Source organism: Micromonospora arida (assembly GCF_003857035.1).
GTDB classification, from domain to species: Bacteria; Actinomycetota; Actinomycetes; order Mycobacteriales; family Micromonosporaceae; genus Micromonospora; species Micromonospora arida.
In genome coordinates this window covers 1-21,686 of record NZ_QGSY01000089.1, presented here as the reverse complement: position 1 = coordinate 21,686, position 21,686 = coordinate 1, and the positions used below count along the sequence as shown (strand labels likewise).

General features: G+C 72.1%; 21 protein-coding genes. 19 read left to right on the top strand and 2 right to left on the bottom strand.

Features of this window, described 5'->3' with window-relative positions; genetic code table 11:
* Positions 1–13: 13 nt before the first annotated feature.
* A complete protein-coding gene (locus DLJ58_RS03815; RefSeq protein ID WP_124853881.1) occupies positions 14–742 on the bottom strand; it encodes an alpha/beta fold hydrolase in 729 nt (242 codons plus the stop codon).
* 79 nt (positions 743–821) lie between these two features.
* Between DLJ58_RS03815 and DLJ58_RS03810 the strand changes: the two genes are divergently transcribed.
* The 5 genes from DLJ58_RS03810 (at position 822) to nusB (ending at position 4,472) form a co-directional block, all read left to right on the top strand.
* Positions 822–1,820 carry a helix-turn-helix transcriptional regulator gene (locus DLJ58_RS03810; RefSeq protein WP_124853880.1) on the top strand — a complete coding sequence of 333 codons (999 nt, stop codon included), beginning with the start codon at positions 822–824 and terminating at the stop codon, positions 1,818–1,820.
* Between the two features lie 10 nt (positions 1,821–1,830).
* Positions 1,831–2,910, top strand: a complete 1,080-nt coding sequence (aroB, locus tag DLJ58_RS03805) for a 3-dehydroquinate synthase (protein WP_124853879.1) — start codon at positions 1,831–1,833, stop codon at positions 2,908–2,910.
* 58 nt (positions 2,911–2,968) lie between these two features.
* Complete coding sequence (aroQ, locus tag DLJ58_RS03800) at positions 2,969–3,394, top strand: type II 3-dehydroquinate dehydratase (RefSeq protein WP_091401894.1); 426 nt, start codon at positions 2,969–2,971, stop codon at positions 3,392–3,394.
* Between the two features lie 86 nt (positions 3,395–3,480).
* Positions 3,481–4,038 carry an elongation factor P gene (gene efp / locus DLJ58_RS03795; RefSeq protein WP_007458344.1) on the top strand — a complete coding sequence of 186 codons (558 nt, stop codon included), beginning with the start codon at positions 3,481–3,483 and terminating at the stop codon, positions 4,036–4,038.
* Between the two features lie 23 nt (positions 4,039–4,061).
* A complete protein-coding gene (gene nusB, locus DLJ58_RS03790) occupies positions 4,062–4,472 on the top strand; it encodes a transcription antitermination factor NusB (RefSeq protein WP_184188983.1) in 411 nt (136 codons plus the stop codon).
* Between the two features lie 91 nt (positions 4,473–4,563).
* Here the strand turns inward: nusB and bldD are convergent, their stop codons facing one another.
* Positions 4,564–5,052, bottom strand: coding sequence for a transcriptional regulator BldD (bldD, locus tag DLJ58_RS03785; protein ID WP_007458348.1), 489 nt, complete (start codon positions 5,050–5,052; stop codon positions 4,564–4,566).
* Positions 5,053–5,340: 288 nt separating this feature from the next.
* Between bldD and pyrR the strand changes: the two genes are divergently transcribed.
* From pyrR to DLJ58_RS03715, 14 genes are all read left to right on the top strand, one after another.
* The gene (gene pyrR / locus DLJ58_RS03780) at positions 5,341–5,925 is read left to right on the top strand and encodes a bifunctional pyr operon transcriptional regulator/uracil phosphoribosyltransferase PyrR (protein WP_091401898.1); all 585 of its coding nucleotides are present in this window, start codon (positions 5,341–5,343) and stop codon (positions 5,923–5,925) included.
* A complete protein-coding gene (locus DLJ58_RS03775; protein WP_124853878.1) occupies positions 5,922–6,848 on the top strand; it encodes an aspartate carbamoyltransferase catalytic subunit in 927 nt (308 codons plus the stop codon). The genes pyrR and DLJ58_RS03775 overlap by 4 nt, the downstream gene beginning before the upstream one ends.
* Positions 6,845–8,122: a dihydroorotase gene (locus DLJ58_RS03770; RefSeq protein ID WP_124853877.1), complete on the top strand. Its 1,278-nt coding sequence runs from the start codon at positions 6,845–6,847 to the stop codon at positions 8,120–8,122. The genes DLJ58_RS03775 and DLJ58_RS03770 overlap by 4 nt, the downstream gene beginning before the upstream one ends.
* A 58-nt stretch (positions 8,123–8,180) precedes the next feature.
* A complete protein-coding gene (carA, locus tag DLJ58_RS03765) occupies positions 8,181–9,374 on the top strand; it encodes a glutamine-hydrolyzing carbamoyl-phosphate synthase small subunit (RefSeq protein ID WP_124853876.1) in 1,194 nt (397 codons plus the stop codon).
* On the top strand, positions 9,367–12,714 hold the full coding sequence (carB, locus tag DLJ58_RS03760) for a carbamoyl-phosphate synthase large subunit (protein WP_124853875.1): 3,348 nt from the start codon (positions 9,367–9,369) through the stop codon (positions 12,712–12,714). The genes carA and carB overlap by 8 nt, the downstream gene beginning before the upstream one ends.
* Positions 12,711–13,757, top strand: a complete 1,047-nt coding sequence (locus tag DLJ58_RS03755) for a quinone-dependent dihydroorotate dehydrogenase (protein ID WP_124853874.1) — start codon at positions 12,711–12,713, stop codon at positions 13,755–13,757. Before carB ends, DLJ58_RS03755 begins: the two co-directional genes overlap by 4 nt.
* Before the next feature lie 271 nt (positions 13,758–14,028).
* Positions 14,029–15,303: an adenosylmethionine--8-amino-7-oxononanoate transaminase gene (locus DLJ58_RS03750; protein ID WP_124853873.1), complete on the top strand. Its 1,275-nt coding sequence runs from the start codon at positions 14,029–14,031 to the stop codon at positions 15,301–15,303.
* Between the two features lie 73 nt (positions 15,304–15,376).
* Entirely contained in the window at positions 15,377–16,213 is an 837-nt protein-coding gene (gene pyrF / locus DLJ58_RS03745) for an orotidine-5'-phosphate decarboxylase (RefSeq protein ID WP_124853872.1), read from the top strand.
* A gap of 178 nt (positions 16,214–16,391) precedes the next feature.
* Positions 16,392–16,709 carry an integration host factor, actinobacterial type gene (gene mihF / locus DLJ58_RS03740; RefSeq protein ID WP_030335662.1) on the top strand — a complete coding sequence of 106 codons (318 nt, stop codon included), beginning with the start codon at positions 16,392–16,394 and terminating at the stop codon, positions 16,707–16,709.
* Between the two features lie 25 nt (positions 16,710–16,734).
* Positions 16,735–17,268, top strand: a complete 534-nt coding sequence (locus DLJ58_RS03735) for a nucleoside/nucleotide kinase family protein (protein ID WP_124853871.1) — start codon at positions 16,735–16,737, stop codon at positions 17,266–17,268.
* A 64-nt stretch (positions 17,269–17,332) separates the two neighbouring features.
* On the top strand, positions 17,333–17,596 hold the full coding sequence (gene rpoZ / locus DLJ58_RS03730; RefSeq protein ID WP_030335666.1) for a DNA-directed RNA polymerase subunit omega: 264 nt from the start codon (positions 17,333–17,335) through the stop codon (positions 17,594–17,596).
* A 14-nt stretch (positions 17,597–17,610) separates the two neighbouring features.
* Complete coding sequence (gene coaBC, locus DLJ58_RS03725) at positions 17,611–18,819, top strand: bifunctional phosphopantothenoylcysteine decarboxylase/phosphopantothenate--cysteine ligase CoaBC (RefSeq protein WP_124853870.1); 1,209 nt, start codon at positions 17,611–17,613, stop codon at positions 18,817–18,819.
* Between the two features lie 87 nt (positions 18,820–18,906).
* Entirely contained in the window at positions 18,907–20,100 is a 1,194-nt protein-coding gene (gene metK / locus DLJ58_RS03720; RefSeq protein WP_091401916.1) for a methionine adenosyltransferase, read from the top strand.
* A 59-nt stretch (positions 20,101–20,159) separates the two neighbouring features.
* On the top strand, positions 20,160–21,686 hold a 1,527-nt coding region (locus DLJ58_RS03715), incomplete at its 3' end, for a primosomal protein N' (RefSeq protein WP_148097975.1).

Below are 21,686 nucleotides of genomic sequence, written 5' to 3'. Positions count from 1 at the left end.
GGAAGGCAGGGGGTCAGGTTTGGGCGATCAGGTCCAGGACGTCGGACAGGGCCTTCGGCTCGCTGAGCATCGGCCAGTGCCCGGTGGGCAGCTCGTGCAGCTGGCCGTCGGCCAGGCCGGTGAAGAACGGATGCTCCTGTTGGATCATCTGCCGCACCACGCTGAGCGGGAAGGTGCTGGCGACCAGCGCGGTCGGCACCGGGCGCCCGCCGGTGCGTCGGACCGGGTCGGTGGCGGCCCGCAGAGGTTGCGGGGTGGCCCGGGTGCGCAGCAGCGCGAGCGTCGGCTCGTCCAGGCCGGCCAGGTTGGTCGGGTCGGCGGCCGGGTCCCAGGCCGGCGGCGGCAGCAGGTGCCCGGTGCCGATCGCGGCGCGTAACCGCTGCTGCTCCTCCGGCGGCAGCGTGTCGAACTGCGCCGTGTCGTCCGGCAACGGCCCACTCTCCACGTAGACGATCCGGGCGATCCGGTCCGGGATGCGGTCCACCGCCTGGGCGGCCGGCATCCCCCCGCCGGAGTGCCCGACCAGCAGTACGTCGCGCAGGTCCTCGACCTCGATCAGTCGGACGATGTCGGTGGTGTGCGTGTCCAGGCTGACCTCCGGCCCGGCGAGGTGGTCGCGTTCGGCCACCCCGGTCAGCGTCATCGGATGGACCTCGTGCCCCTGCGACCGCAGCGCGACGGTCACGTCCCGCCACGCCCAGGCACCCAGCCAGAATCCCGGCACCAGCACGAATGTCGCCATCTGTGGCTCCTTCTCTCGGCTACCGACAGACCGTACGATCTATTCCGGACAGGATCCGCCCGGTTTGAAGGAGTGGCCCGTGTCACATCCCGCGGGGCGGGTGCTGGCTCTGCTCGAACTGCTGCAGACCCGGCACCGGTCGACGGCCGCCGAACTCGCCGGCCACCTCGGGGTGGACGAGCGGACCGTGCGCCGGTACGCGACCACACTTGTGGAGCTGGGCATTCCCGTCACCGCCGACCGGGGCCGCCACGGCGGCTACCGGCTGCACTCCGGTTACAAGCTGCCGCCGCTGATGCTCACCGACGACGAGGCGGTGGCGGTGCTGCTCGGCCTCGTCGTCGCCGAACGGGTCGGGCTCGCCACCGAGCAGCCCGCCACCGCCAGCGCGCTGGCGAAGATCCGCCGGGTGCTGCCGGCGGCGCTCGCCGACCGGCTCGCCGCCGTCCAGGAGCACCTGGGTTTCACCCTGCGTCGTCCGGAGCCGGAGCGCGGACCGGCGTCCGGCACCCTGCTCGCACTGGCGTCGGCCACCCGGCACCGGCAGCGCGTGGCGCTGGACTACCGCTCCTGGCGGGGCGAGCAGTCGCACCGCGAACTCGACCCGTACGGGCTGGTCTTCCACGCCGGCCGTTGGTACGTCACCGGCCACGACCACCGGCGCGGGGAGATCCGCACCTTCCGACTGGACCGGATCGGCGCGGTGACGCCCGGCGTGGCGACGTTCACCGTGCCGGACGGCTTCGAGGCGGTGGCCTGGGTGACCCGGTCGCTGGCCGGCGTGCCGTACACGCACGAGGTGGAGGTCGTGCTGGAGACCGACCTGGTCGCCGCCCGCCGCCGCATCCCGCCCAGCGTGGCCGAGTTGACCGCCACCACCGACGGGGTGCTGCTGCGGGCCCGAGCGGAGAGCCTGCCCGGGATGGCGGCGATGCTCGCCGGGATGGGGTGTCCGTTCACCGTGCGGCATCCGGACGCGCTGCGTGCCGCAGTGGCCGAACACGCCAGCCGGTTGGCGGACTGGGCCGCTCGGCCAGCAGGTGGACAGCCGCCCTCCCCGCGCCGCCCGCTGGACTAGGCTGCCGGCGATGGACGAGGTGACCCGAATTCCGGTCGGCGGCGAGCGGCCGTACGACGTCTTGGTGGGACGTGACCTGCTGGGTGCGCTGCCTGGCCTGCTGCCCGGCGCGACCCGGGTGGCGGTGCTGCACGCGCCTCCGCTCAAGGCCCTCGCGGACGCGCTCGGCGAACGCCTGCGCGCGGCCGGCGTCGAGCCACTGCCGATCGAGGTGCCCGACGCCGAGTCGGGGAAGCACATCGAGGTGGCCGCCTCCTGTTGGGACCGGCTCGGAGCGGCCGGCTTCACCCGTACCGACGCGGTGGTCGGGGTGGGCGGCGGCGCGGTGACCGACCTGGCCGGCTTCGTCGCGGCCTGCTGGTTGCGGGGTGTGCGTTGGGTGCCGGTGGCGACCTCGCTGCTGGGCATGGTGGATGCCGCGGTGGGTGGCAAGACGGGCATCAACACGGCCGCCGGCAAGAACCTGGTGGGTGCGTTCCACCCGCCGGTCGGGGTGCTGGCCGACCTGGCCACTCTGGACAGCCTGCCCGCGGTCGACCTGGCGGCCGGGTTGGCCGAGGTCGTCAAGTGCGGGTTCATCGCCGACCCGACGATCCTGGATCTCATCGAGAACGACCCGGAGGCCGCCACCGACCCCCGTGGGCCGGTGAGCCGGGAGCTGATCGAGCGGGCCATCCGGGTCAAGGCCGACGTGGTCGCCGGCGACCTGCGCGAGTCGGGCCTGCGGGAGGTGCTCAACTACGGTCACACCCTGGCCCACGCCATCGAGCAGAACGAGGGCTACCGCTGGCGGCACGGTCACGCCGTCGCCGTCGGTCTGGTGTACGCGGCCACGCTGGCCCGGCTCGCCGGGCGGCTGGACGCGGCGACCGCCGACCGACACCGGGTCACGCTGAGCGCTCTGGGCCTGCCGGTGAGCTACCCGGCCGACGCCTGGCCGCAGCTGTTGGCCGCGATGCGGGTGGACAAGAAGACCCGGGGCAGTCGGCTGCGCTTTGTGGTGCTCGACGGGCTGGCCCGCCCGGCGATGCTGGAGGGCCCCGACGACGCGTTGCTGGAGGCCGCCTACCGCGAGGTGGCCACCCCGTGAGCGCGAGGAGTGAGTTGGGTTTGCGAGCCCCGCAGTCGCGAACGAAAGAAAGCGCCGCGTGAAGGTCTACGTGTTGAACGGGCCGAACCTGGGCCGGCTGGGCACCCGTGAGCCCGACGTGTACGGCGCGACCAGCTACGCGGACCTGGTGGCGCTCTGTGAGAGCACCGGTCGGGAGCTGGGGCTGGCGGTGACGGTCCGGCAGACCGACGCGGAGCACGAGCTGCTCGGCTGGCTGCACACGGCGGCCGACGAGGGCGCCGCGGTCGTGCTCAACCCGGCCGCCTGGTCGCACTACTCCTACGCGGTGCGGGACGCCTGCGCCATGCTGCGGGGGCCGCTGGTGGAGGTGCACATCTCCAACATCCACACCCGTGAGGAGTTCCGGCACCACTCGGTGGTGTCGGCGGTGGCGACCGGGGTGATCTGCGGTCTGGGCATTGACGGTTATCGTCTCGCACTGCACCATCTGGCTACCCGCTGAGCGCCCGCCCCGAGCGGGGACCGGGCGATTCGACGCAGCTAGTAGACTCGCAGGGTCTGTCCGCCAATTGATGATCAAGGCAGGAAATGGCCTCCACCAACGACCTCAAAAACGGCCTGGTACTCAACCTGGACGGCGAGCTCTGGGCCGTCGTCGAGTTCCAGCACGTCAAGCCCGGTAAGGGTGGTGCCTTCGTGCGCACCACGCTGAAGAACGTGCTGTCCGGGAAGGTGGTCGACAAGACCTTCAACGCGGGCACCAAGGTCGAAACCGCGACCGTTGACAAGCGCACGATGCAGTACCTGTACGCCGACGGTGAGGACTTCGTCTTCATGGATCTGGAGACCTTCGACCAGATCACCGTGCCCGGTGGCACCGTCGGTGAGGCAGCCAACTACCTGCTGCCCGAGGCGGAGGCGACCGTCGCCCAGCACGAGGGTGTGCCGCTCTACATCGAGCTGCCCACCAGCGTCGTGCTGGAGGTCACCTACACCGAGCCGGGCCTGCAGGGCGACCGTTCGACCGGCGGCACCAAGCCGGCGACCGTGGAGACCGGCGCCACCGTGCCGGTTCCGCTGTTCATCACCACCGGCGAGAAGATCAAGGTCGACACCCGCGACGGCCGTTACCTCGGCCGCGCCTGATGGCTGAGGGTTCCAAGCAGCAGATGCCGGCGCGCCGCAAGGCGCGCAAGCGGGCGCTGGATGTCCTTTACGAGGCCGACCTGCGGGACAAGCCTCCGGTGGAGGTGCTCGCCGGCTACGTGCAGCGGATCGAGCAGCCCCGACCGGAGCACCTGGGCTACGCGGTGGGCCTGGTCGAGGGGGTTGCCGAGCACCTCAACCGGATCGACGAGCTGATCGCCAGTTACGCCGAGGGTTGGACGCTGGAGCGGATGCCGGTCGTCGACCGTAATCTGGCCCGGATCGCCGTCTACGAGTTGCTCTACGTCGACGAGATCGACGACGCGGTGGCGATCAGCGAGGCCGTGGAGCTGGCTCGGCAGATGTCGACCGACGACTCGCCGCGCTTCCTCAACGGGGTGCTCGGCCGGATCGCCGAGTACGCCACCCGCTGAGCGTCCGCACCGAACACCGCAAATCCGAAAGGGCCCGTGCCAGTCGGCACGGGCCCTTTCGGTGAAGCGGCAGATCAGGTGGAGCGGCAGATCAGGAGGCGAAGAACGCCCGGGGGTCGGCCACCAGCACGCCGTGCTCGGTGAGCCGCTCGATCAGGCCCGACGGTGAGGCGTCGTAGACGATCGCGAGCGCCCGCAGGTCGTCGGCGCGGATGGAGAGCACCCGGCCGTTGTAGTCGCCGCGCTGCTGCTGGATGGCGCGGGCGTAGCGGGCGACGTAGGCCAGGTCCTCGGAGGCCTCGTCGTAGAGCCGCTCCAGGTCCAGGACAATCTTGCTGGTGGGCTCGTGACGGACGCCACTGCCGTCAGGCAGCAGTTCCGAGACGGGTACGCGGTAGAACTCGGCCAACTCGGCCAGACGGGACACCGTCACGGCCCGGTCGCCACGCTCGTACGAGCCGACCACCACGGCCTTCCACCGCCCGTTCGACTTCTCCTCCACACCCTGCAGGGAGAGACCCTGCTGCTGGCGGATGGAGCGCAGGCGGGCGCCCAGAGACTTGGCGTATTCAGAGGGCATTCGGACACTCCCAGTGCTGCTCGGGGTTCTCCCGTCGATCGCTACGGAGCGTGACGGTACGGGGAATGCGACACGTGGTCAAGTGGTCGTGCCCCTCCCGTTGCGGAGCGTCCGGGGAGTTTTCTCCTTTTCCGGTGCCTGACCCGGTGGTCAGCGGCCGCCGTCCATCACCCCGGTGACCACTGGTAACGTGGCACAAGCCCCGGCCCAGGTCCGCTGAGCGGTCCGGCCGGAGGTGCCCGACATCCTTTAACGACCCGTCCCGTGAGGCGGGGAAGGAGGTCCGCCGTGGCATACCCACCGGCTGCCCGCTCGTCACCACCGCAACAACCCTCGGTGAAGGTGATCCTCGCCAGCGCCGACGTGCAACGCGTGGTCGACCGCATCGCCCACCAGATCCTGGAGAAGACCCAGGGTGCCGCCAACACGGTGCTGCTGGGGATTCCCACCCGGGGCACCCCGCTCGCCCGGCGGCTCGCCGACCGGATCAGCACCTTCGAGGACGTCGCCGTTCCGGTCGGTGTGCTCGACATCACCCTGTACCGCGACGACCTCCGTCGGCACGCCACCCGCGCGGTGGGTCCGACCGAGCTGCCTCCCGGCGGGATCGACGGCAAACGGGTCATCCTGGTCGACGACGTGCTCTTCTCCGGCCGCACCGTCCGGGCCGCGCTCGACGCGCTCAACGACGTGGGCCGCCCGGCCTCGGTGCAGCTCGCCGTCCTGGTCGACCGGGGCCACCGGGAGTTGCCCATCCGCGCCGACTACGTCGGCAAGAACATCCCGACCTCGCTCGCCGAGAGCGTCAAGGTGACGCTCGCCGAGATCGACGGGACGGACGAGGTCAAGCTCTACGGGGGACCTGCCTCATGATCAAACATCTGCTCTCCGGCGGGGACCTGGACGTCGACACCGCCACCGAGATCCTGGACACCGCCGCCGAGATGGCCACCGTCGCCGGCCGGGAGATCAAGAAGCTTCCGGCGCTGCGCGGACGGACCGTGGTGAACCTCTTCTACGAGGACTCCACGCGTACCCGGATCTCCTTCGAGGCGGCGGCGAAGCGGCTCAGCGCCGACGTGATCAACTTTTCCGCGAAGGGGTCCAGCGTCACCAAGGGTGAGAGCCTGAAGGACACGGCGTTGACCCTGCAGGCCATGGGCGCGGACGCCGTGGTCATCCGACACCCCGCCTCCGGCGCGCCGCACCGCCTGGCCAACTGGGTGGACGGGTCGGTGGTCAACGCCGGCGACGGCACCCACGAGCACCCCACCCAGGCGCTGCTGGACGCGTACACGATGCGGGCCCGGCTGGGCCGGCTCGCCGGCCTGTCGGTCGCGGTGGTCGGGGACGTGCTGCACTCCCGGGTGGCCCGCTCCAACGTGCTGCTGCTCTCCACCCTCGGCGCCAAGGTCACCCTGGTCGGCCCGCCGACCCTCATCCCGGTCGACATCGCGGGCGCCCTCGCGCCCGGCACCGACGTCTCCTACGACCTCGACTCCGTCCTGCCGAACGTGGACGTGGTGATGATGCTGCGCGTGCAGCGGGAGCGGATGAACGACTCCTACTTCCCCTCCGCGCGCGAGTACGCCCGCCGCTACGGGCTGGACGGGCCGCGGATGCGCCGGCTGCCCGAGCACGCGATCGTCATGCACCCCGGCCCGATGAACCGGGGGATGGAGATCACCCCCGAGGTCGCCGACTCACCCCGCTCCACCATCGTCGAACAGGTCACCAACGGGGTTTCCGTGCGGATGGCTGTCCTTTACCTGCTGCTCGGAGGGAACAACCGGTGACCGCGTACCTGATCACCAGCGTGAGTGTCGTCGGCGCCGCGCCGACCGACCTGCTGATCCGCGACGGCGTGATCGCCGAGGTCGGTCCCGGCCTGACCGCGCCGGACGCCACAGTCGTCGACGGCACCGGCCTGGTCGCCCTGCCCGGCCTCGTCGATCTGCACACCCACCTGCGCGAGCCCGGTCGGGAGGACGCCGAGACCGTCGAGTCCGGTTCCCGGGCGGCAGCGCTGGGCGGCTACACGGCGGTCTGCGCGATGGCCAACACCTCCCCGGTGGCGGACACCGCCGGCGTGGTCGAGCAGGTCTGGCGGCTCGGCCGCGAGGCAGCCCTGGTCGACGTGCAGCCGATCGGCGCGGTCACCGTCGGGCTGGCCGGCGAGCGGCTGGCCGAGCTGGGCGCGATGGCCGACTCGGCGGCCCGGGTGCGGATCTTCTCCGACGACGGGCACTGCGTCGCCGACCCGAAGTTGATGCGCCGAGCCCTGGAGTACGTCAAGGCGTTCGACGGGATCATCGCCCAGCACGCCGAGGAGCCCCGGCTCACCGAGGGCGCCCAGATGCACGAGGGCGAGGTCTCCACCCGGCTCGGCCTGATCGGCTGGCCGGCGGTCGCCGAGGAGGCGATCATCGCCCGGGACGTGCTGCTCGCCGAGCACGTGGGCAGCCGGCTGCACGTCTGCCACGTCTCCACCGCCGGCAGCGTCGAGGTGCTGCGCCAGGCAAAGGCGCGCGGGGTACGCGTGACCGCCGAGGTGACCCCGCACCACCTGCTGCTCACCGACGAACGGGCGGAAACCTACGACCCGGTCTACAAGGTGAACCCGCCGCTGCGCACCGCCGCGGACATCGCCGCGCTGCGTGCCGCCCTCGCCGACGGGGTGATCGACGTGATCGCCACCGATCACGCCCCGCACGCCGTGGAGGACAAGGAGTGCGAGTGGGCGTACGCCCGACCGGGGATGCTCGGTCTGGAGACGGCCCTCTCCATCGCGCTGGACGTGTTGGGCCCCGAGTGGGACCTGATCGCCGAGCGGATGTCGCGCACCCCTGCACGGATCGCCGGCCTCACCGGGCACGGCGTCGACCCCGCGCCGGGTGTGCCGGCCAACCTGACCCTGATCGACCCGGCCGCCCGCCGCACCATCGAGCCGGCGGAGCTGGCCAGTCGCAGTCGCAACACCCCGTACGCCCGCATGACGCTGCCAGGTCGCATCGTGGCGACCTTCCTGCGCGGCGAGCCGACGGTCCTGGACGGAAAGGCTGTCAAGTGAGCGCGAGGAATGCAGCGCAGCGGAGTCCCGCAGTCGCGAACGAAAGGCGGGCCCGGTAATGGTCAAGCGCAGACCCGCAATCCTGGTGCTGGAGGATGGGCGCACGTTCCCCGGCGAGGCGTACGGCAGCGTCGGAGAGACCTTCGGCGAGGCGGTCTTCAACACCGGCATGACCGGTTACCAGGAGACCCTGACCGACCCGTCCTACCACCGCCAGGTGGTGGTGCAGACCGCGCCGCACATCGGCAACACCGGCGTCAACGGCGAGGACGACGAGTCCGGTCGGATCTGGGTGGCCGGCTATGTCGTGCGCGACCCGGCCCGGATCGGCTCGAACTGGCGGGCCACCGGTGGTCTCGAGGACCGCCTCGCCACCGAGGGCGTGGTGGGCATCAGCGGGGTGGACACCCGGGCGCTGACCCGGCACCTGCGCGAGCGGGGCGCCATGCGGGTGGGCATCTCCAGCATCGACAACGACCCGCAGAGCCTGCTGACCCGGGTCCGCCAGGCGCCGCAGATGGTCGGCGCGGACCTGTCCGCCGAGGTGAGCACCGCCGAGCCGTACGTCGTCGAGGCCCTGGGCGAGCACCGGTTCACAGTGGCCGCGCTGGACCTGGGCATCAAGCGCAACGTGCCGCGTCGGCTGGCCACCCGCGGGGTGACCACCCACGTGCTGCCGGCGTCGTCGAGCATCGACCAGATGCTCGCTACCGGCGCCGACGCGATCTTCCTGTCGCCCGGCCCGGGCGACCCGGCCACCGCCGACGCCCCGGTGGAGCTGGCCCGGGAGGCGCTGCGGCGGGAGGTGCCGCTGTTCGGCATCTGCTTCGGCAGCCAGATCCTCGGTCGGGCGCTCGGCTTCGGCACCTACAAGCTGGGCTACGGCCACCGGGGGATCAACCAGCCGGTGCTCGACCGGGTCACCGGCAAGGTCGAGGTGACCAGCCACAACCACGGCTTCGCGGTGCAGGTCCCCGGCGCCGGCGTCGGCGCGGTCGTCCCCGACCAGGTGATCGACACCGACTTCGGTGGGGTACGGGTGTCGCACGTCTGCCTCAATGACAACGTGGTCGAGGGGTTGCGGGCCGTGGACCTGCCCGCGTTCACCGTCCAGTACCACCCGGAGGCGGCGGCCGGCCCGCACGACGCGGACTACCTCTTCGACCGATTCGCCGAGCTGATCGAGGGCCGTGCCCTCGACCGGCGGCCCAGTGAGGGCCGGACCCACAGCAAGGGGCGCAGCAATGCCTAAGCGGACCGATCTCAAGCACATCCTCGTGATCGGCTCGGGGCCGATCGTCATCGGGCAGGCCTGCGAGTTCGACTACTCCGGCACCCAGGCGTGCCGGGTGCTGCGCAGCGAGGGGATCCGGGTCAGCCTGGTCAACTCCAACCCGGCGACGATCATGACGGACCCGGAGTTCGCCGACGCGACCTACGTCGAGCCGATCACCCCGGAGTTCGTGGAGCTGGTCATCGCCAAGGAGCGCCCGGACGCGATCCTCGCGACCCTCGGCGGGCAGACCGCGCTGAACACGGCCGTCGCCCTGCACGAGGCCGGCGTCCTGGAAAAGTACGGCGTGGAGCTGATCGGCGCGAACATCGACGCCATCAACCGGGGCGAGGACCGGCAGCTGTTCAAGGAGATCGTGGCGAAGGCCGGCGTACGGCTGGGCGTCGACGACCCGACCGCGCTGGTGCCCCGCTCGCGGGTCTGCCACTCGATGGACGAGGTCGAGGCGACCGTCGCCGAGCTGGGCCTGCCGGTGGTGATCCGGCCGTCGTTCACCATGGGTGGCCTGGGCTCCGGCATGGCGCACACCCCGGAGGATCTGGCCCGCATCGCCGGCGACGGCCTGTCCGCCAGCCCGGTGCACGAGGTGCTCATCGAGGAGAGCGTGCTCGGCTGGAAGGAGTACGAACTCGAGCTGATGCGCGACCGGCACGACAACGTGGTGGTGGTCTGCTCGATCGAGAACATCGACCCGATGGGTGTGCACACCGGCGACAGCGTCACAGTGGCCCCGGCCATGACGCTCACCGACCGGGAGTACCAGCGCCTGCGTGACCTGGGCATCGCCGTGCTGCGCGAGGTCGGGGTGGACACCGGCGGCTGCAACATCCAGTTCGCGGTCAACCCGGTCGACGGCCGGATCGTCGTGATCGAGATGAACCCCCGGGTGTCGCGGTCCTCGGCGCTGGCCTCCAAGGCGACCGGCTTCCCGATCGCGAAGATCGCCGCGAAGCTGGCCATCGGCTACACCCTCGACGAGATCCCCAACGACATCACCCTGAAGACCCCGGCGGCGTTCGAGCCGACCCTGGACTACGTGGTGGTGAAGATCCCCCGGTTCGCGTTCGAGAAGTTCCCCGGCGCGGACCCGGAGCTGACCACCACGATGAAGTCGGTGGGCGAGGCGATGAGCCTCGGGCGCAACTTCACCGAGGCGCTGAACAAGGCGATGCGCTCGATGGAAACCAAGTCGGCCGGTTTCTGGAGCGTGCCGGACCCGGCGGGCGTCACCCTGGCGGAAACCCTCGCCGCGCTGCGGATCCCGCACGACGGCCGGTTGTACACGGTGGAGCGGGCGCTGCGGCTCGGGGCGTCGATCGCCGAGGTGGCCGAGGCGTCCGGCGGGATCGACCCGTGGTTCCTGGACCAGATCGCCGCGCTGATCGAGCTGCGCGCCGAGATCGTCGACGCGCCGGTGCTCGACGCCGACCTGCTGCGCCGCGCCAAGCGGGCCGGTCTGTCCGACCGGCAGCTCGCCGCGCTGCGCCCGGAGCTGGCAGCCGAGGACGGCGTACGGACCCTGCGCCACCGCCTCGACGTGCGCCCGGTCTACAAGACCGTGGACACCTGCGCGGCCGAGTTCGAGGCGACCACGCCGTACCACTACTCGACGTACGACCTGGAGACCGAGGTCGTGCCGTCGGACCGGCCGAAGGTGCTGATCCTGGGCTCCGGCCCGAACCGGATCGGGCAGGGCATCGAGTTCGACTACTCGTGCGTGCACGCCGTCCAGGCGTTGCGGTCTGCCGGCTACGAGACCGTCATGGTCAACTGCAACCCGGAGACGGTCTCCACCGACTACGACACCGCCGACCGGCTCTACTTCGAGCCGTTGACCTTCGAGGACGTCCTGGAGGTCTGGCACGCCGAGGACTCGTCCGGTCGCGCGGCCGGCGGGCCGGGTGTCGTCGGGGTGGTCGTCCAGCTCGGCGGGCAGACCCCGCTGGGGCTGGCGCAGCGGCTCAAGAACGCCGGTGTGCCGATCGTCGGCACCTCACCGGAGTCGATCCACCTGGCCGAGGAGCGCGGCGCGTTCGGCGCGGTGCTGGCCCGCGCCGGACTGCGCGCGCCGGCGCACGGCATGGCCACCTCGTACGACGAGGCCAAGACGATCGCCGACGAGATCGGCTACCCGGTGCTGGTCCGGCCGTCGTACGTGCTGGGCGGGCGGGGCATGGAGATCGTCTACGACGACCCGACGCTGCGCGACTACATCGGCCGGGCCACCGACATCTCCCCGGACCACCCGGTGCTGGTGGACCGGTTCCTCGACGACGCCATCGAGATCGACGTGGACGCGCTGTGCGACGCCGACGGCGAGGTCTACATCGGCGGCGTGATGGAGCACATCGAGGAGGCGGGTATCCACTCCGGCGACTCGTCCTGTGCGCTCCCGCCGATCACCCTCGCGGGCTCGCACCTGGTCGAGGTCCGCCGCTACACCGAGGCCATCGCGCGTGGCGTCGGGGTCCGTGGCCTGCTCAACGTGCAGTACGCCCTCAAGGACGACGTGCTCTACGTGCTGGAGGCCAACCCGCGCGCGTCGCGGACCGTCCCGTTCGTCTCCAAGGCCACGGCGGTGCCGCTGGCCAAGGCGGCGGCCCGGATCGCGCTCGGGGCGAGCATCGCCGAGCTGCGCGCCGAGGGCCTGCTGCCGGCGACGGGGGACGGGGGGACGATGCCCGCCGACGCGCCGGTCGCGGTCAAGGAGGCGGTGCTGCCGTTCAAGCGTTTCCGGACCCGCGCGGGCAAGGGGATCGACTCGCTGCTCGGGCCGGAGATGAAGTCGACCGGCGAGGTGATGGGCATCGACACCAACTTTGGGCATGCCTTCGCCAAGAGTCAGTCGGCCGCGTACGGGTCGCTGCCGACCGCCGGGAAGATCTTCGTCTCGGTGGCCAATCGGGACAAGCGTGGCATGATCTTCCCGATCAAGCGGCTGGCCGATCTGGGCTTCGAGATCGTCGCCACCGCCGGCACGGCCGAGGTGCTGCGCCGGCACGGCATCGCCTGTGAGCAGATCCGTAAGCACTACCAGGCCGGTGCGGGCGACGACGCGGTGTCGTTGATCGGCGGCGGCCACGTGGCGCTGGTGATCAACACACCGCAGGGCTCGGGTGCCAGCGCCCGCTCCGACGGCTACGAGATCCGCAGCGCGGCCGTCACCGCGGACATCCCCTGCATCACCACGGTCCCCGGCGCCGCCGCGGCGGTGATGGGCATCGAGGCGCGGATCCGCGGCGACATGCAGGTCCGCCCCTTGCAGGACCTGCACGCAACCCTGCGGGCGGCCCAGTGACCCTGTTCGAGCAGGCGGTACGGCCGTGGTTGTTCCGGCTCGGGGGCGGGGACGCCGAGGCGGCGCACGAGTGGACGCTGCGGCGGTTGGCGGTCCTGTCGCGGCGGCCGGCCGCGCTCGCCGCGCTGCGGGCCCGCTACGCGATCGACGCGCCGCGCACCGTGTTCGGGGTGCGGTTCCCCAACCCGGTCGGGTTGGCCGCCGGCATGGACAAGGACGGCGCGGCGCTGCCGGCCTGGCCGGCGCTCGGCTTCGGTTTCGTTGAGGTCGGCACGGTCACCGCGCACGCCCAGCCGGGCAACCCCCGGCCGCGGCTGTTCCGGCTGCCGGCCAGCGAGGCGGTGGTCAACCGGATGGGCTTCAACAACGCCGGGGCCGCCGCGCTGGCCGCCCGGCTGGCGGCGCTGCCGCGCCCGCTCGGGGTGCCGCTGGGCATCTCGCTGGGCAAGTCCAAGGTGACCCCGCTGGACGAGGCGGTCGAGGACTATCTCGCCTCGTACCGGGCGCTGCGCGGGCACGGCGACTACTTCGCGGTGAACGTGTCCTCACCGAACACCCCGGGTCTGCGGTCGTTGCAGGACCGTGGCCACCTGGACGCGCTGCTCGGCGCGTTGGTGGGGGAGAAGCCGGTTCTGGTCAAGATCGCACCAGATCTGACCGAGGCGGCGATCGCCGAGCTGCTGGAGGTCTGCCTGGCCCGGGGTGCCGCCGGGGTGATCGCCACCAACACCACGCTGTCGCGGGACGGCCTCGCCGGCGTCGACGTCGAGCGTGGCGCGCAGGCCGGTGGCCTCTCCGGTCGGCCGCTCACCGGGCGGGCCCGCGACGTGGTCGCCTTCGTCCACTCCGAGACCGGCGGCCGGCTGCCGATCGTCGGCGTCGGCGGGGTGCTGGACCCGGACGACGCGGCGCGGATGTTCGATGCCGGCGCAGCCCTGGTGCAGCTCTACACCGGCTTCATCTACCGAGGACCGGCCCTGGTCCGCGCCGCCGCCCGCGCGGCGGCCGCAACGGCGGCACCGGACGCGGTCGCCGGCCGGTGACCGCCCCCGGTCCGGTGCTGGCCCGGCGCAACCGGGTGCCGAGCCCGCGCCGCGCCGACGACGCAACGCCCGTTGTTGCCCCTTTGCTCTGCACCCGTGGGTGCACCACTCGGAGCGTGACACCCGGCCACCGGGTGTCGCGTCCGCGGGTGCAGAGCAAAGGTGGCGGAAATGGAAGCGGCGGCCACGGCGGGGGAGGCGGCGGCGGAGAGGTTCGACCCGGCCGCAGGACGTCCGCCGTCCGGACCGCTTGAGGCGCAGAGGAGTACGCGTGACACCCGAGGAGATCCTGGCCGCTGACCGGGCGCACGTCTGGCACCCGTACGCCGCGCTGCCGCCGGCCAACCCGCCCTACGTGGTGCGCGGCGCCGAGGGGGTACGGCTCACCCTGGCCGACGGCCGGGAGCTGGTGGACGGGATGTCGTCCTGGTGGGCGGCGATCCACGGGTACCGGCACCCGGTGCTGGACGCGGCGGTGACCGACCAGCTCGGCCGGATGAGCCACGTGATGTTCGGCGGGCTCACCCACGAGCCGGCGGTGCAGCTGGCCCGGACCCTGGTCGAGCTGACCCCGGACGGCCTGGAGCACGTGTTCCTGGCCGACTCCGGCTCGGTCAGCGTCGAGGTGGCGGTGAAGATGTGCCTGCAGTACCAGCGGGCCGTCGGGCGGCCGCAGCGGCGCCGGCTGGCGACCTGGCGGGGTGGCTACCACGGCGACACCTTCCATCCGATGAGCGTCTGCGACCCGGAGGGCGGGATGCACCACCTGTGGGGTGACGTGCTGCCCCGGCAGGTGTTCGCCCCGGTGCCGCCGGGGGGCTTCACCGACCCGCCCGACGACGCGTACGTGGCGGCGCTGGTGGAGACGGTCGAGCGGTACGCCGACGAGTTGGCCGCTGTGATCGTCGAGCCCGTCGTCCAGGGCGCCGGTGGGATGCGCTTCCACCACCCGGGTTACCTGCGGGTGCTGCGCGAGGTGACCCGCGCGCACGGGATTCTGCTGATCTTCGACGAGATCGCCACCGGGTTCGGCCGTACCGGCGAGATGTTCGCCGCCGAGCACGCCGGTGTGACGCCGGACGTGCTCTGCGTGGGCAAGGCGCTGACCGGCGGATACCTGACCCTCGCGGCGACCCTGTGCACCGCGGAGGTCGCCCGGGGCATCTCGGCGACCGGCGTGCTGGCGCACGGGCCCACGTTCATGGGCAACCCGCTGGCCTGCGCGGTGGCGAACGCCTCCATCGGGCTGCTGCGGGCCGGAGACTGGGCCGGCCAGGTCGCCAGGGTCGGCGCCGGCCTGCGCGCCGGTCTGGAGCCCCTGCGCGGCACGCCGGGCGTGACCGACGTACGGGTCCTCGGCGCGATCGGCGTGGTCCAGCTCGATCACGAGGTCGACCTCGGCGCGGCGACCGCCGCCGCGGTCGCCCAGGGGGTGTGGCTGCGTCCGTTCCGCGACCTGATCTACACGATGCCGCCGTACGTCACCGACGACGCCGACCTGGCCCGGATCGCGACCGGGGTGGCGGCGGCGGTGGCGGCTGGCTGAGTCGGCCCGGCCACCGGGTCGACGGGTTACCCGGGCGGGTCGGCCGCCCGGACGAGAAGAGGGGAACACTCCGATGGAGAGCTTCGGTACCCGGCTGCACCGGGCGATCACCGAGCGGGGCCCACTCTGTGTGGGCATCGACCCGCATCCCGGTCTGCTGGCCCAGTGGGGTCTCCCGGACGACGTTCAGGGGCTCGACCGGTTCAGCCGGACCGTGGTGGAAGCACTCGGTGACCGGGTTGCGGTAGTCAAGCCTCAGTCGGCCTTTTTCGAGCGGTTCGGGTCCCGAGGTGTGGCGATTCTTGAGTCAACTATCCGACAGTTACGAGATGCCGGCTCGCTCGTTCTGCTCGACGTCAAGCGCGGCGACATCGGCTCGACGGTGAGCGCGTACGCCGCCGCGTACCTTGATCCATCCAGCCCTGTGTATGTCGACGCGGTCACCGCGAGCCCCTACCTCGGGGTCGGTTCGCTGGCGCCGATGTTCGAACTGGCCGCCGAGCACGGCGGCGGCGTGTTCGTGTTGGCCCTCACCTCCAACCCCGAGGGCGCGGCCGTGCAGCGGGCCGTCACGGCCGACGGCCGCACCGTGGCGCAGACCGTGATCGACGAGATTTCCCAGCTCAACAGGGGTGCAGCCCCGCTCGGGAGCTTCGGTCTGGTGGTCGGCGCGACCATCGGTGACACCGGTCACGACCTCTCCGGTGTGGGCGGCCCACTGCTCGCTCCGGGGCTCGGCGCGCAGGGTGCCGGCGCGGCCGATCTGCGTACCGTCTTCGGTTCAAGCCTCGCCTCGGTGCTCCCGTCGTACTCCCGGGAAGTGCTCTCGGCAGGCCCTGACGTGGCCGCGCTACGGGCCGCCGCGGAGCGCGTGTTGGTCGACTGCCGGGCCGTCCTGCCTGCCCGGTGACTGACTGACGGGTCGGTCACTCTACGGTGATCATGCGGCCCCCACGTTGCCGAAAGCTCCGTTGGCCGCTAGTTTTCCCCGCGCTGGGAACCATGGACCCCTTGGTTCACAGCGACACCACGTTTCACAGATGCGGCGGTGCGCCCCGCCCGCCGCGATAGGGACCTGAGGAGAACTGGTGCCGCTCCCGTCACTGACCCCCGAACAACGCGCTGCCGCGCTCGAGAAGGCCGCGGAGATCCGCAAGGCCCGTGCTCAGCTGAAGGAGCAGCTCAAGCAGGGCAAGACCACCCTCGGTGCCGTCCTCGAGCGGGCCGAGAGCGACGACGTCGTTGGCAAGCTCAAGGTGTCGGCCGTCCTGCAGGCCATGCCGGGCATCGGCAAGATCCGGGCTACCCAGATCATGGAGAAGCTCAAGATCGCCGACAGCCGTCGCCTGCGTGGCCTCGGCGAGCAGCAGCGCAAGGCATTGCTTGGAGAGTTCGCCGCCAACTGAACCTGGCAGCGTGTAGAAACAAGCAGTGAGCACGGATGACGAGGCGCGCCCGGCGGCTCGGCTCACTGTCCTGGCTGGACCTTCGGGTTCCGGCAGGGAGAGTGTCGTCGAGCTCGTCCGGGCGCGTTCTCCGTCCGTGTGGATCCCGGTCGCGGCAACCACCAGGCCGCGCCGGGAGTCGGAGATCGACGGGGTGGACCGCGTCTTCCTCGCCCCCGCCGAGTTCGATCGACGGATCGTCGACGGCGAGCTGCTGGAGTGGTCCCGGATCGGTTCGCACCGCCGGGGCACCCCGTACCCCCCGCTGCGCGCCCGGCTCGACGCCGGGCAGCCGGTGCTGCTCCCGCTCGACCTGCGCGGCGTCCCACTGGTCCGGGCGCGCCTGCCCGATGCCCGGCTGGTGTTGCTGAGCCCACCCGGGTACGCGCCCGACGCCACGGTGGCCGCCACCGTCGAGCACGCGCTGACCCACGACCACACCGAACGGGTGGTTGAGGAGCTGGTAGGCTTACTCGGTTCTTCTTATCCGGATCCGGCCTGGTCACGCGTGCGTGGCTGACGGTCGGCCACCGTTGAGACTCAGCACCGCGTCCGCGCGGCTCGAAAGACGCAGAGGTTAATTCGTGGGATCCATCGCCAACCCCGAAGGCATCACCAACCCGCCGATCGACGAGCTCCTCGAGAAGACGACGTCGAAGTACGCGCTGGTCATCTTCGCCGCCAAGCGCGCGCGCCAGGTCAACGCCTACTACAGCCAGCTCGGTGAGGGTCTGCTGGAGTACGTCGGCCCGCTCGTCGAGACCACCCCGCAGGAGAAGCCCCTCTCCATCGCCATGCGCGAGATCAACTCGGGCCTGCTCACCGCCGAGCCGACCGACCAGCCGTAAGCCCCCGCTGGCCGATGTCCGCCTCGATCGTCCTCGGGGTCGGTGGCGGCATCGCCGCCTACAAGGCGTGCGAGCTGCTGCGACTCTTCACCGAATCCGGTCACCGGGTTCGGGTCGTGCCAACCGCGTCGGCGCTCCGCTTCGTTGGAGCGCCGACCTGGGCCGCGCTCTCCGGTCAACCGGTCGCCGACGACGTCTGGACCGACGTCCACGAGGTGCCGCACGTCCGGCTCGGTAAGCAGGCCGACCTGGTGGTGGTCGCGCCGACCACCACCGACCTGCTCGCCAAGGCCGCCCATGGCCTCGCCGACGACCTGCTGACCAACACCCTGCTGACCGCCCGCTGCCCGGTCCTGCTGGCCCCGGCCATGCACACCGAGATGTGGGAGCACCCCGCCACCGTGGCCAACGTGGCCACGTTGCGCTCCCGGGGGGTCCGGGTCATCGAGCCCGCCGTCGGCCGGCTCACCGGCGCCGACACCGGCAAGGGTCGGCTGCCCGACCCCGCGGAGATCTTCGCCGTCGCCGGTCGGCTCCTGGCCCGAGGCGACTCCGCCCCCGCCGACCTGGCCGGTCGCCGGGTGGTCGTCACCGCCGGTGGCACCCGCGAGCCCCTCGACCCGGTGCGTTTTCTGGGCAACCGCTCGTCCGGCAAGCAGGGGTACGCGTTCGCCCGCGCGGCGGTCGCCCGGGGTGCCCGGGTCACAGTGATCTCGGCCAACGTCGGCCTTGCCGACCCGGCCGGGGTCGACATGATCCGGGTGGGCACCACCGCCGAGTTGCGGGAGGCGACCGTCAAGGCCGCCGTCGAGGCCGACGCGGTGGTGATGGCGGCGGCTCCGGCCGATTTCCGGCCCGCGACGTACGCGACTGGCAAAATCAAGAAGTCGGACGACGGTGTCGCACCCACCATCGAGCTCGTGACGAACCCGGACATCGCGGCGGAGCTCGGCCAGCGCAAACGACCGGGGCAGGTGCTGGTGGTGTTCGCCGCCGAGACCGGCGATGCCGAGGCCAACGGCCGGGCGAAGCTCGCCCGGAAGCGGGCCGACCTGATCGTGGTCAACGAGGTCGGTCCGGACCTGGTCTTCGGCGCCGACACCAACACGGTGACGGTCATCGGCGCGGACGGTTCGGTCAGCCGGCTGCCCGAGCAGGCCAAGGAAGCTGTGGCCGACGCCGTCTGGGATCTCGTCGTGGCGCGGCTGCCCGGCCGCTCCTGACGGGTGGAACAGGGCTCGACCGATCCCGACACCGGCCGCAGTGGTGATTAGACTGCCGCGGAACGACCTCATACGCTTAGGAGTGCCGTGACACGCCGTCTCTTCACGTCCGAATCGGTCACGGAAGGCCACCCGGACAAGATCGCTGACCAGATCAGCGATGGCATCCTCGACGCGCTGCTGACCGAGGATCCCCACAGCCGCGTGGCCGTGGAGACCATGATCACCACCGGTCAGGTGCACATCGCCGGTGAGGTGACCACCAAGGCGTACGCCGACATCCCGACGATCGTCCGCCGGACCATCCTCGACATCGGCTACGACTCGTCGAAGAAGGGTTTCGACGGCGCCTCCTGCGGGGTCAGCGTCTCCATCGGCGCGCAGTCCGAGGACATCGCCCAGGGTGTGGACAACGCCTTCGAGCTGCGCACCGGGGCGTCGGAGAGCGCGCTGGACGCGCAGGGCGCCGGTGACCAGGGCATGATGTTCGGCTTCGCCTGCTCGGAGACGCCCGAGCTGATGCCGCTGCCGATCGCGCTCGCGCACCGGCTGGCCCGCCGCCTCTCGGCGGTGCGCAAGGACGGCACGATCCCGTACCTGCGGCCGGACGGCAAGACCCAGGTCACCATCGAGTACGAGGGGCTGCGCCCGGTCCGGCTGAACACCGTTGTCGTGTCCAGCCAGCACGCCGCCGACATCTCGCTGGACTCGCTGCTCACCCCGGACGTGCGCGACCACGTGATCGCCCCGGAGCTGGAGAGCCTCGGCCTGGACACCGACGGTTACCGGCTGCTGGTCAACCCGACCGGCCGGTTCGAGATCGGCGGCCCGATGGGTGACGCCGGCCTGACCGGCCGGAAGATCATCGTCGACACCTACGGCGGGTACGCCCGCCACGGCGGTGGTGCGTTCTCCGGCAAGGACCCGTCCAAGGTGGACCGCTCGGCCGCGTACGCGATGCGCTGGGTGGCCAAGAACGTGGTCGCCGCCGGTCTGGCCGAGCGGTGCGAGGCGCAGGTCGCCTACGCCATCGGCAAGGCGCACCCGGTGAGCCTGTTCATCGAGACGTTCGGCACCGAGACCGTGCCCGTCTCCTCGATCGAGAAGGCCGTCACCGAGGTGTTCGACCTGCGTCCGGCCGCGATCATCCGGGACCTCAACCTGCTCCGCCCGATCTACCAGCAGACCGCCGCGTACGGCCACTTCGGCCGGGAGCTGCCGGACCTGACCTGGGAGAGCACCGACCGGGCCGCCGACCTCAAGTCGGCCGCGGGAGCCTGACCGCCACCAGGCGCAGCGACCGGCGACCCGCGGACGGGTCGCCGGTCGCGCGCGTCTGCGTGGATGTCGGACTGGCGCACCTGGATCGGCCGTTCGACTACCTGGTGCCGGCGGAGCTGGACGAGGTGGCGGTGCCGGGTACCCGGGTGAAGGTGCGCTTCGCCGGGCAACTCGTCGACGGGTGGTTGCTGTCCCGCGCGGACGACTCCGGGCACACCGGCCGTCTCGCGTACCTGGAGAAGGTGGTCTCCCCGGAGCCGGTGCTGGCCCCCGAGATCGCCCGGCTGGCCCGGGCGGTCGCCGACCGGTACGCGGGCAGCCTCGCCGACGTGCTCCGGCTCGCCGTGCCACCCCGGCACGCCCGGGTGGAGAAGGAGCCCCACGACGAGCAGCCCACTCCGACGGCCCCCACCGAGGCGGTCGACCCGCGCGGGTGGCGCGACTACCCGACCGGCCCGGCCCTGCTGCGGGCGCTCGCCGACGGCCGGGCGCCCCGCGCGGTCTGGTCGGCGTTGCCCGGTGAGGACTGGGCGGCCCGTTACGCCGACGCGGTGGCGGCCACCGTCGCCGGTGGGCGCGGCGCGGTGGTCGTGGTGCCCGACGCGCGTGACCTCGACCGCCTCGACGCCGCGCTCACCGGCGTGCTCGGTCCGGGACGGCACGTCAGCCTCTCCGCCGCGCTCGGCCCGGCCCGGCGGTACCGGGCGTTCCTCGCCGCTCGCCGTGGTCGGGTGCCGGTGGTGATCGGGACCCGGGCGGCGATGTTCGCCCCGGTGGCCCGGCTCGGCCTCGTCGCCGTCTGGGACGACGGTGACGACCTGCACTCCGAGCCCCGGGCGCCCTACCCGCACGCCCGCGACGTGCTGCTCACCCGGGCCCACCTCGCCGAGGCCGGCGCGCTGGTCGGCGGGTACGCCCGGACGGCCGAGGCGCAGCTGCTGGTGGAGACCGGCTGGGCTCCGGAGGTGGTCGCCGACCGGGCCACCGTGCGGGCGCGGATCCCGGCCATCGCGCCGACCGGGGACGACCCGCAGCTGGCCCGCGATCCCGGGGCCGCCACCGCCCGGCTGCCCAGCCTGGCCTGGACGGCTGCCCGCGACGCGCTCCGCCAGGACCTGCCGGTGCTGGTGCAGGTGCCCCGCCGCGGCTACCTCCCGTCGATCTCCTGCGCCGAGTGCCGCACCCCGGCCCGCTGCGCGCACTGCGCCGGCCCGCTCGCGCTGCCCTCGGCCGGTGGCACCCCGGCCTGCCGGTGGTGCGCCCGGGTGGCTGCCGCGTACGCCTGCCCGGAGTGCGGTGGGCGGCGGCTGCGGGCCGCGGTGACCGGCGCACGGCGGACCGCCGAGGAGCTGGGCCGGGCGTTCCCCGACGTGCCGGTGCGTACCTCGGGGCGCGAGGAGGTGCTGACCGACGTGCCCGGCGGCGCGGCCCTGGTGGTGGCCACCCCGGGCGCCGAGCCGGTCGCCGAGGGCGGCTACGGCGCGGTGCTGCTGCTCGACTCGTGGGCCCTGCTGACCCGGGCCGACCTGCGCGCCGGCGAGGAGGCGCTGCGCCGCTGGCTGGCGGCGGCGGCGCTGGCCCTGGCT

What these genes read in the sequence shown, in the direction of transcription:
- efp (WP_007458344.1), top strand. Translation starts at nt 3,481, where the DNA reads ATGGCCTCCACCAACGACCTCAAAAACGGCCTGGTACTCAACCTGGAC.
- DLJ58_RS03775 (WP_124853878.1), top strand. Translation starts at nt 5,922, where the DNA reads ATGATCAAACATCTGCTCTCCGGCGGGGACCTGGACGTCGACACCGCC.
- nusB (WP_184188983.1), top strand. Translation starts at nt 4,062, where the DNA reads ATGCCGGCGCGCCGCAAGGCGCGCAAGCGGGCGCTGGATGTCCTTTAC.
- carB (WP_124853875.1), top strand. Translation starts at nt 9,367, where the DNA reads ATGCCTAAGCGGACCGATCTCAAGCACATCCTCGTGATCGGCTCGGGG.
- pyrF (WP_124853872.1), top strand. Translation starts at nt 15,377, where the DNA reads ATGGAGAGCTTCGGTACCCGGCTGCACCGGGCGATCACCGAGCGGGGC.
- bldD (WP_007458348.1), bottom strand. Translation starts at nt 5,052, where the DNA reads ATGCCCTCTGAATACGCCAAGTCTCTGGGCGCCCGCCTGCGCTCCATC.
- carA (WP_124853876.1), top strand. Translation starts at nt 8,181, where the DNA reads ATGGTCAAGCGCAGACCCGCAATCCTGGTGCTGGAGGATGGGCGCACG.
- coaBC (WP_124853870.1), top strand. Translation starts at nt 17,611, where the DNA reads ATGTCCGCCTCGATCGTCCTCGGGGTCGGTGGCGGCATCGCCGCCTAC.
- aroB (WP_124853879.1), top strand. Translation starts at nt 1,831, where the DNA reads ATGGACGAGGTGACCCGAATTCCGGTCGGCGGCGAGCGGCCGTACGAC.
- DLJ58_RS03815 (WP_124853881.1), bottom strand. Translation starts at nt 742, where the DNA reads ATGGCGACATTCGTGCTGGTGCCGGGATTCTGGCTGGGTGCCTGGGCG.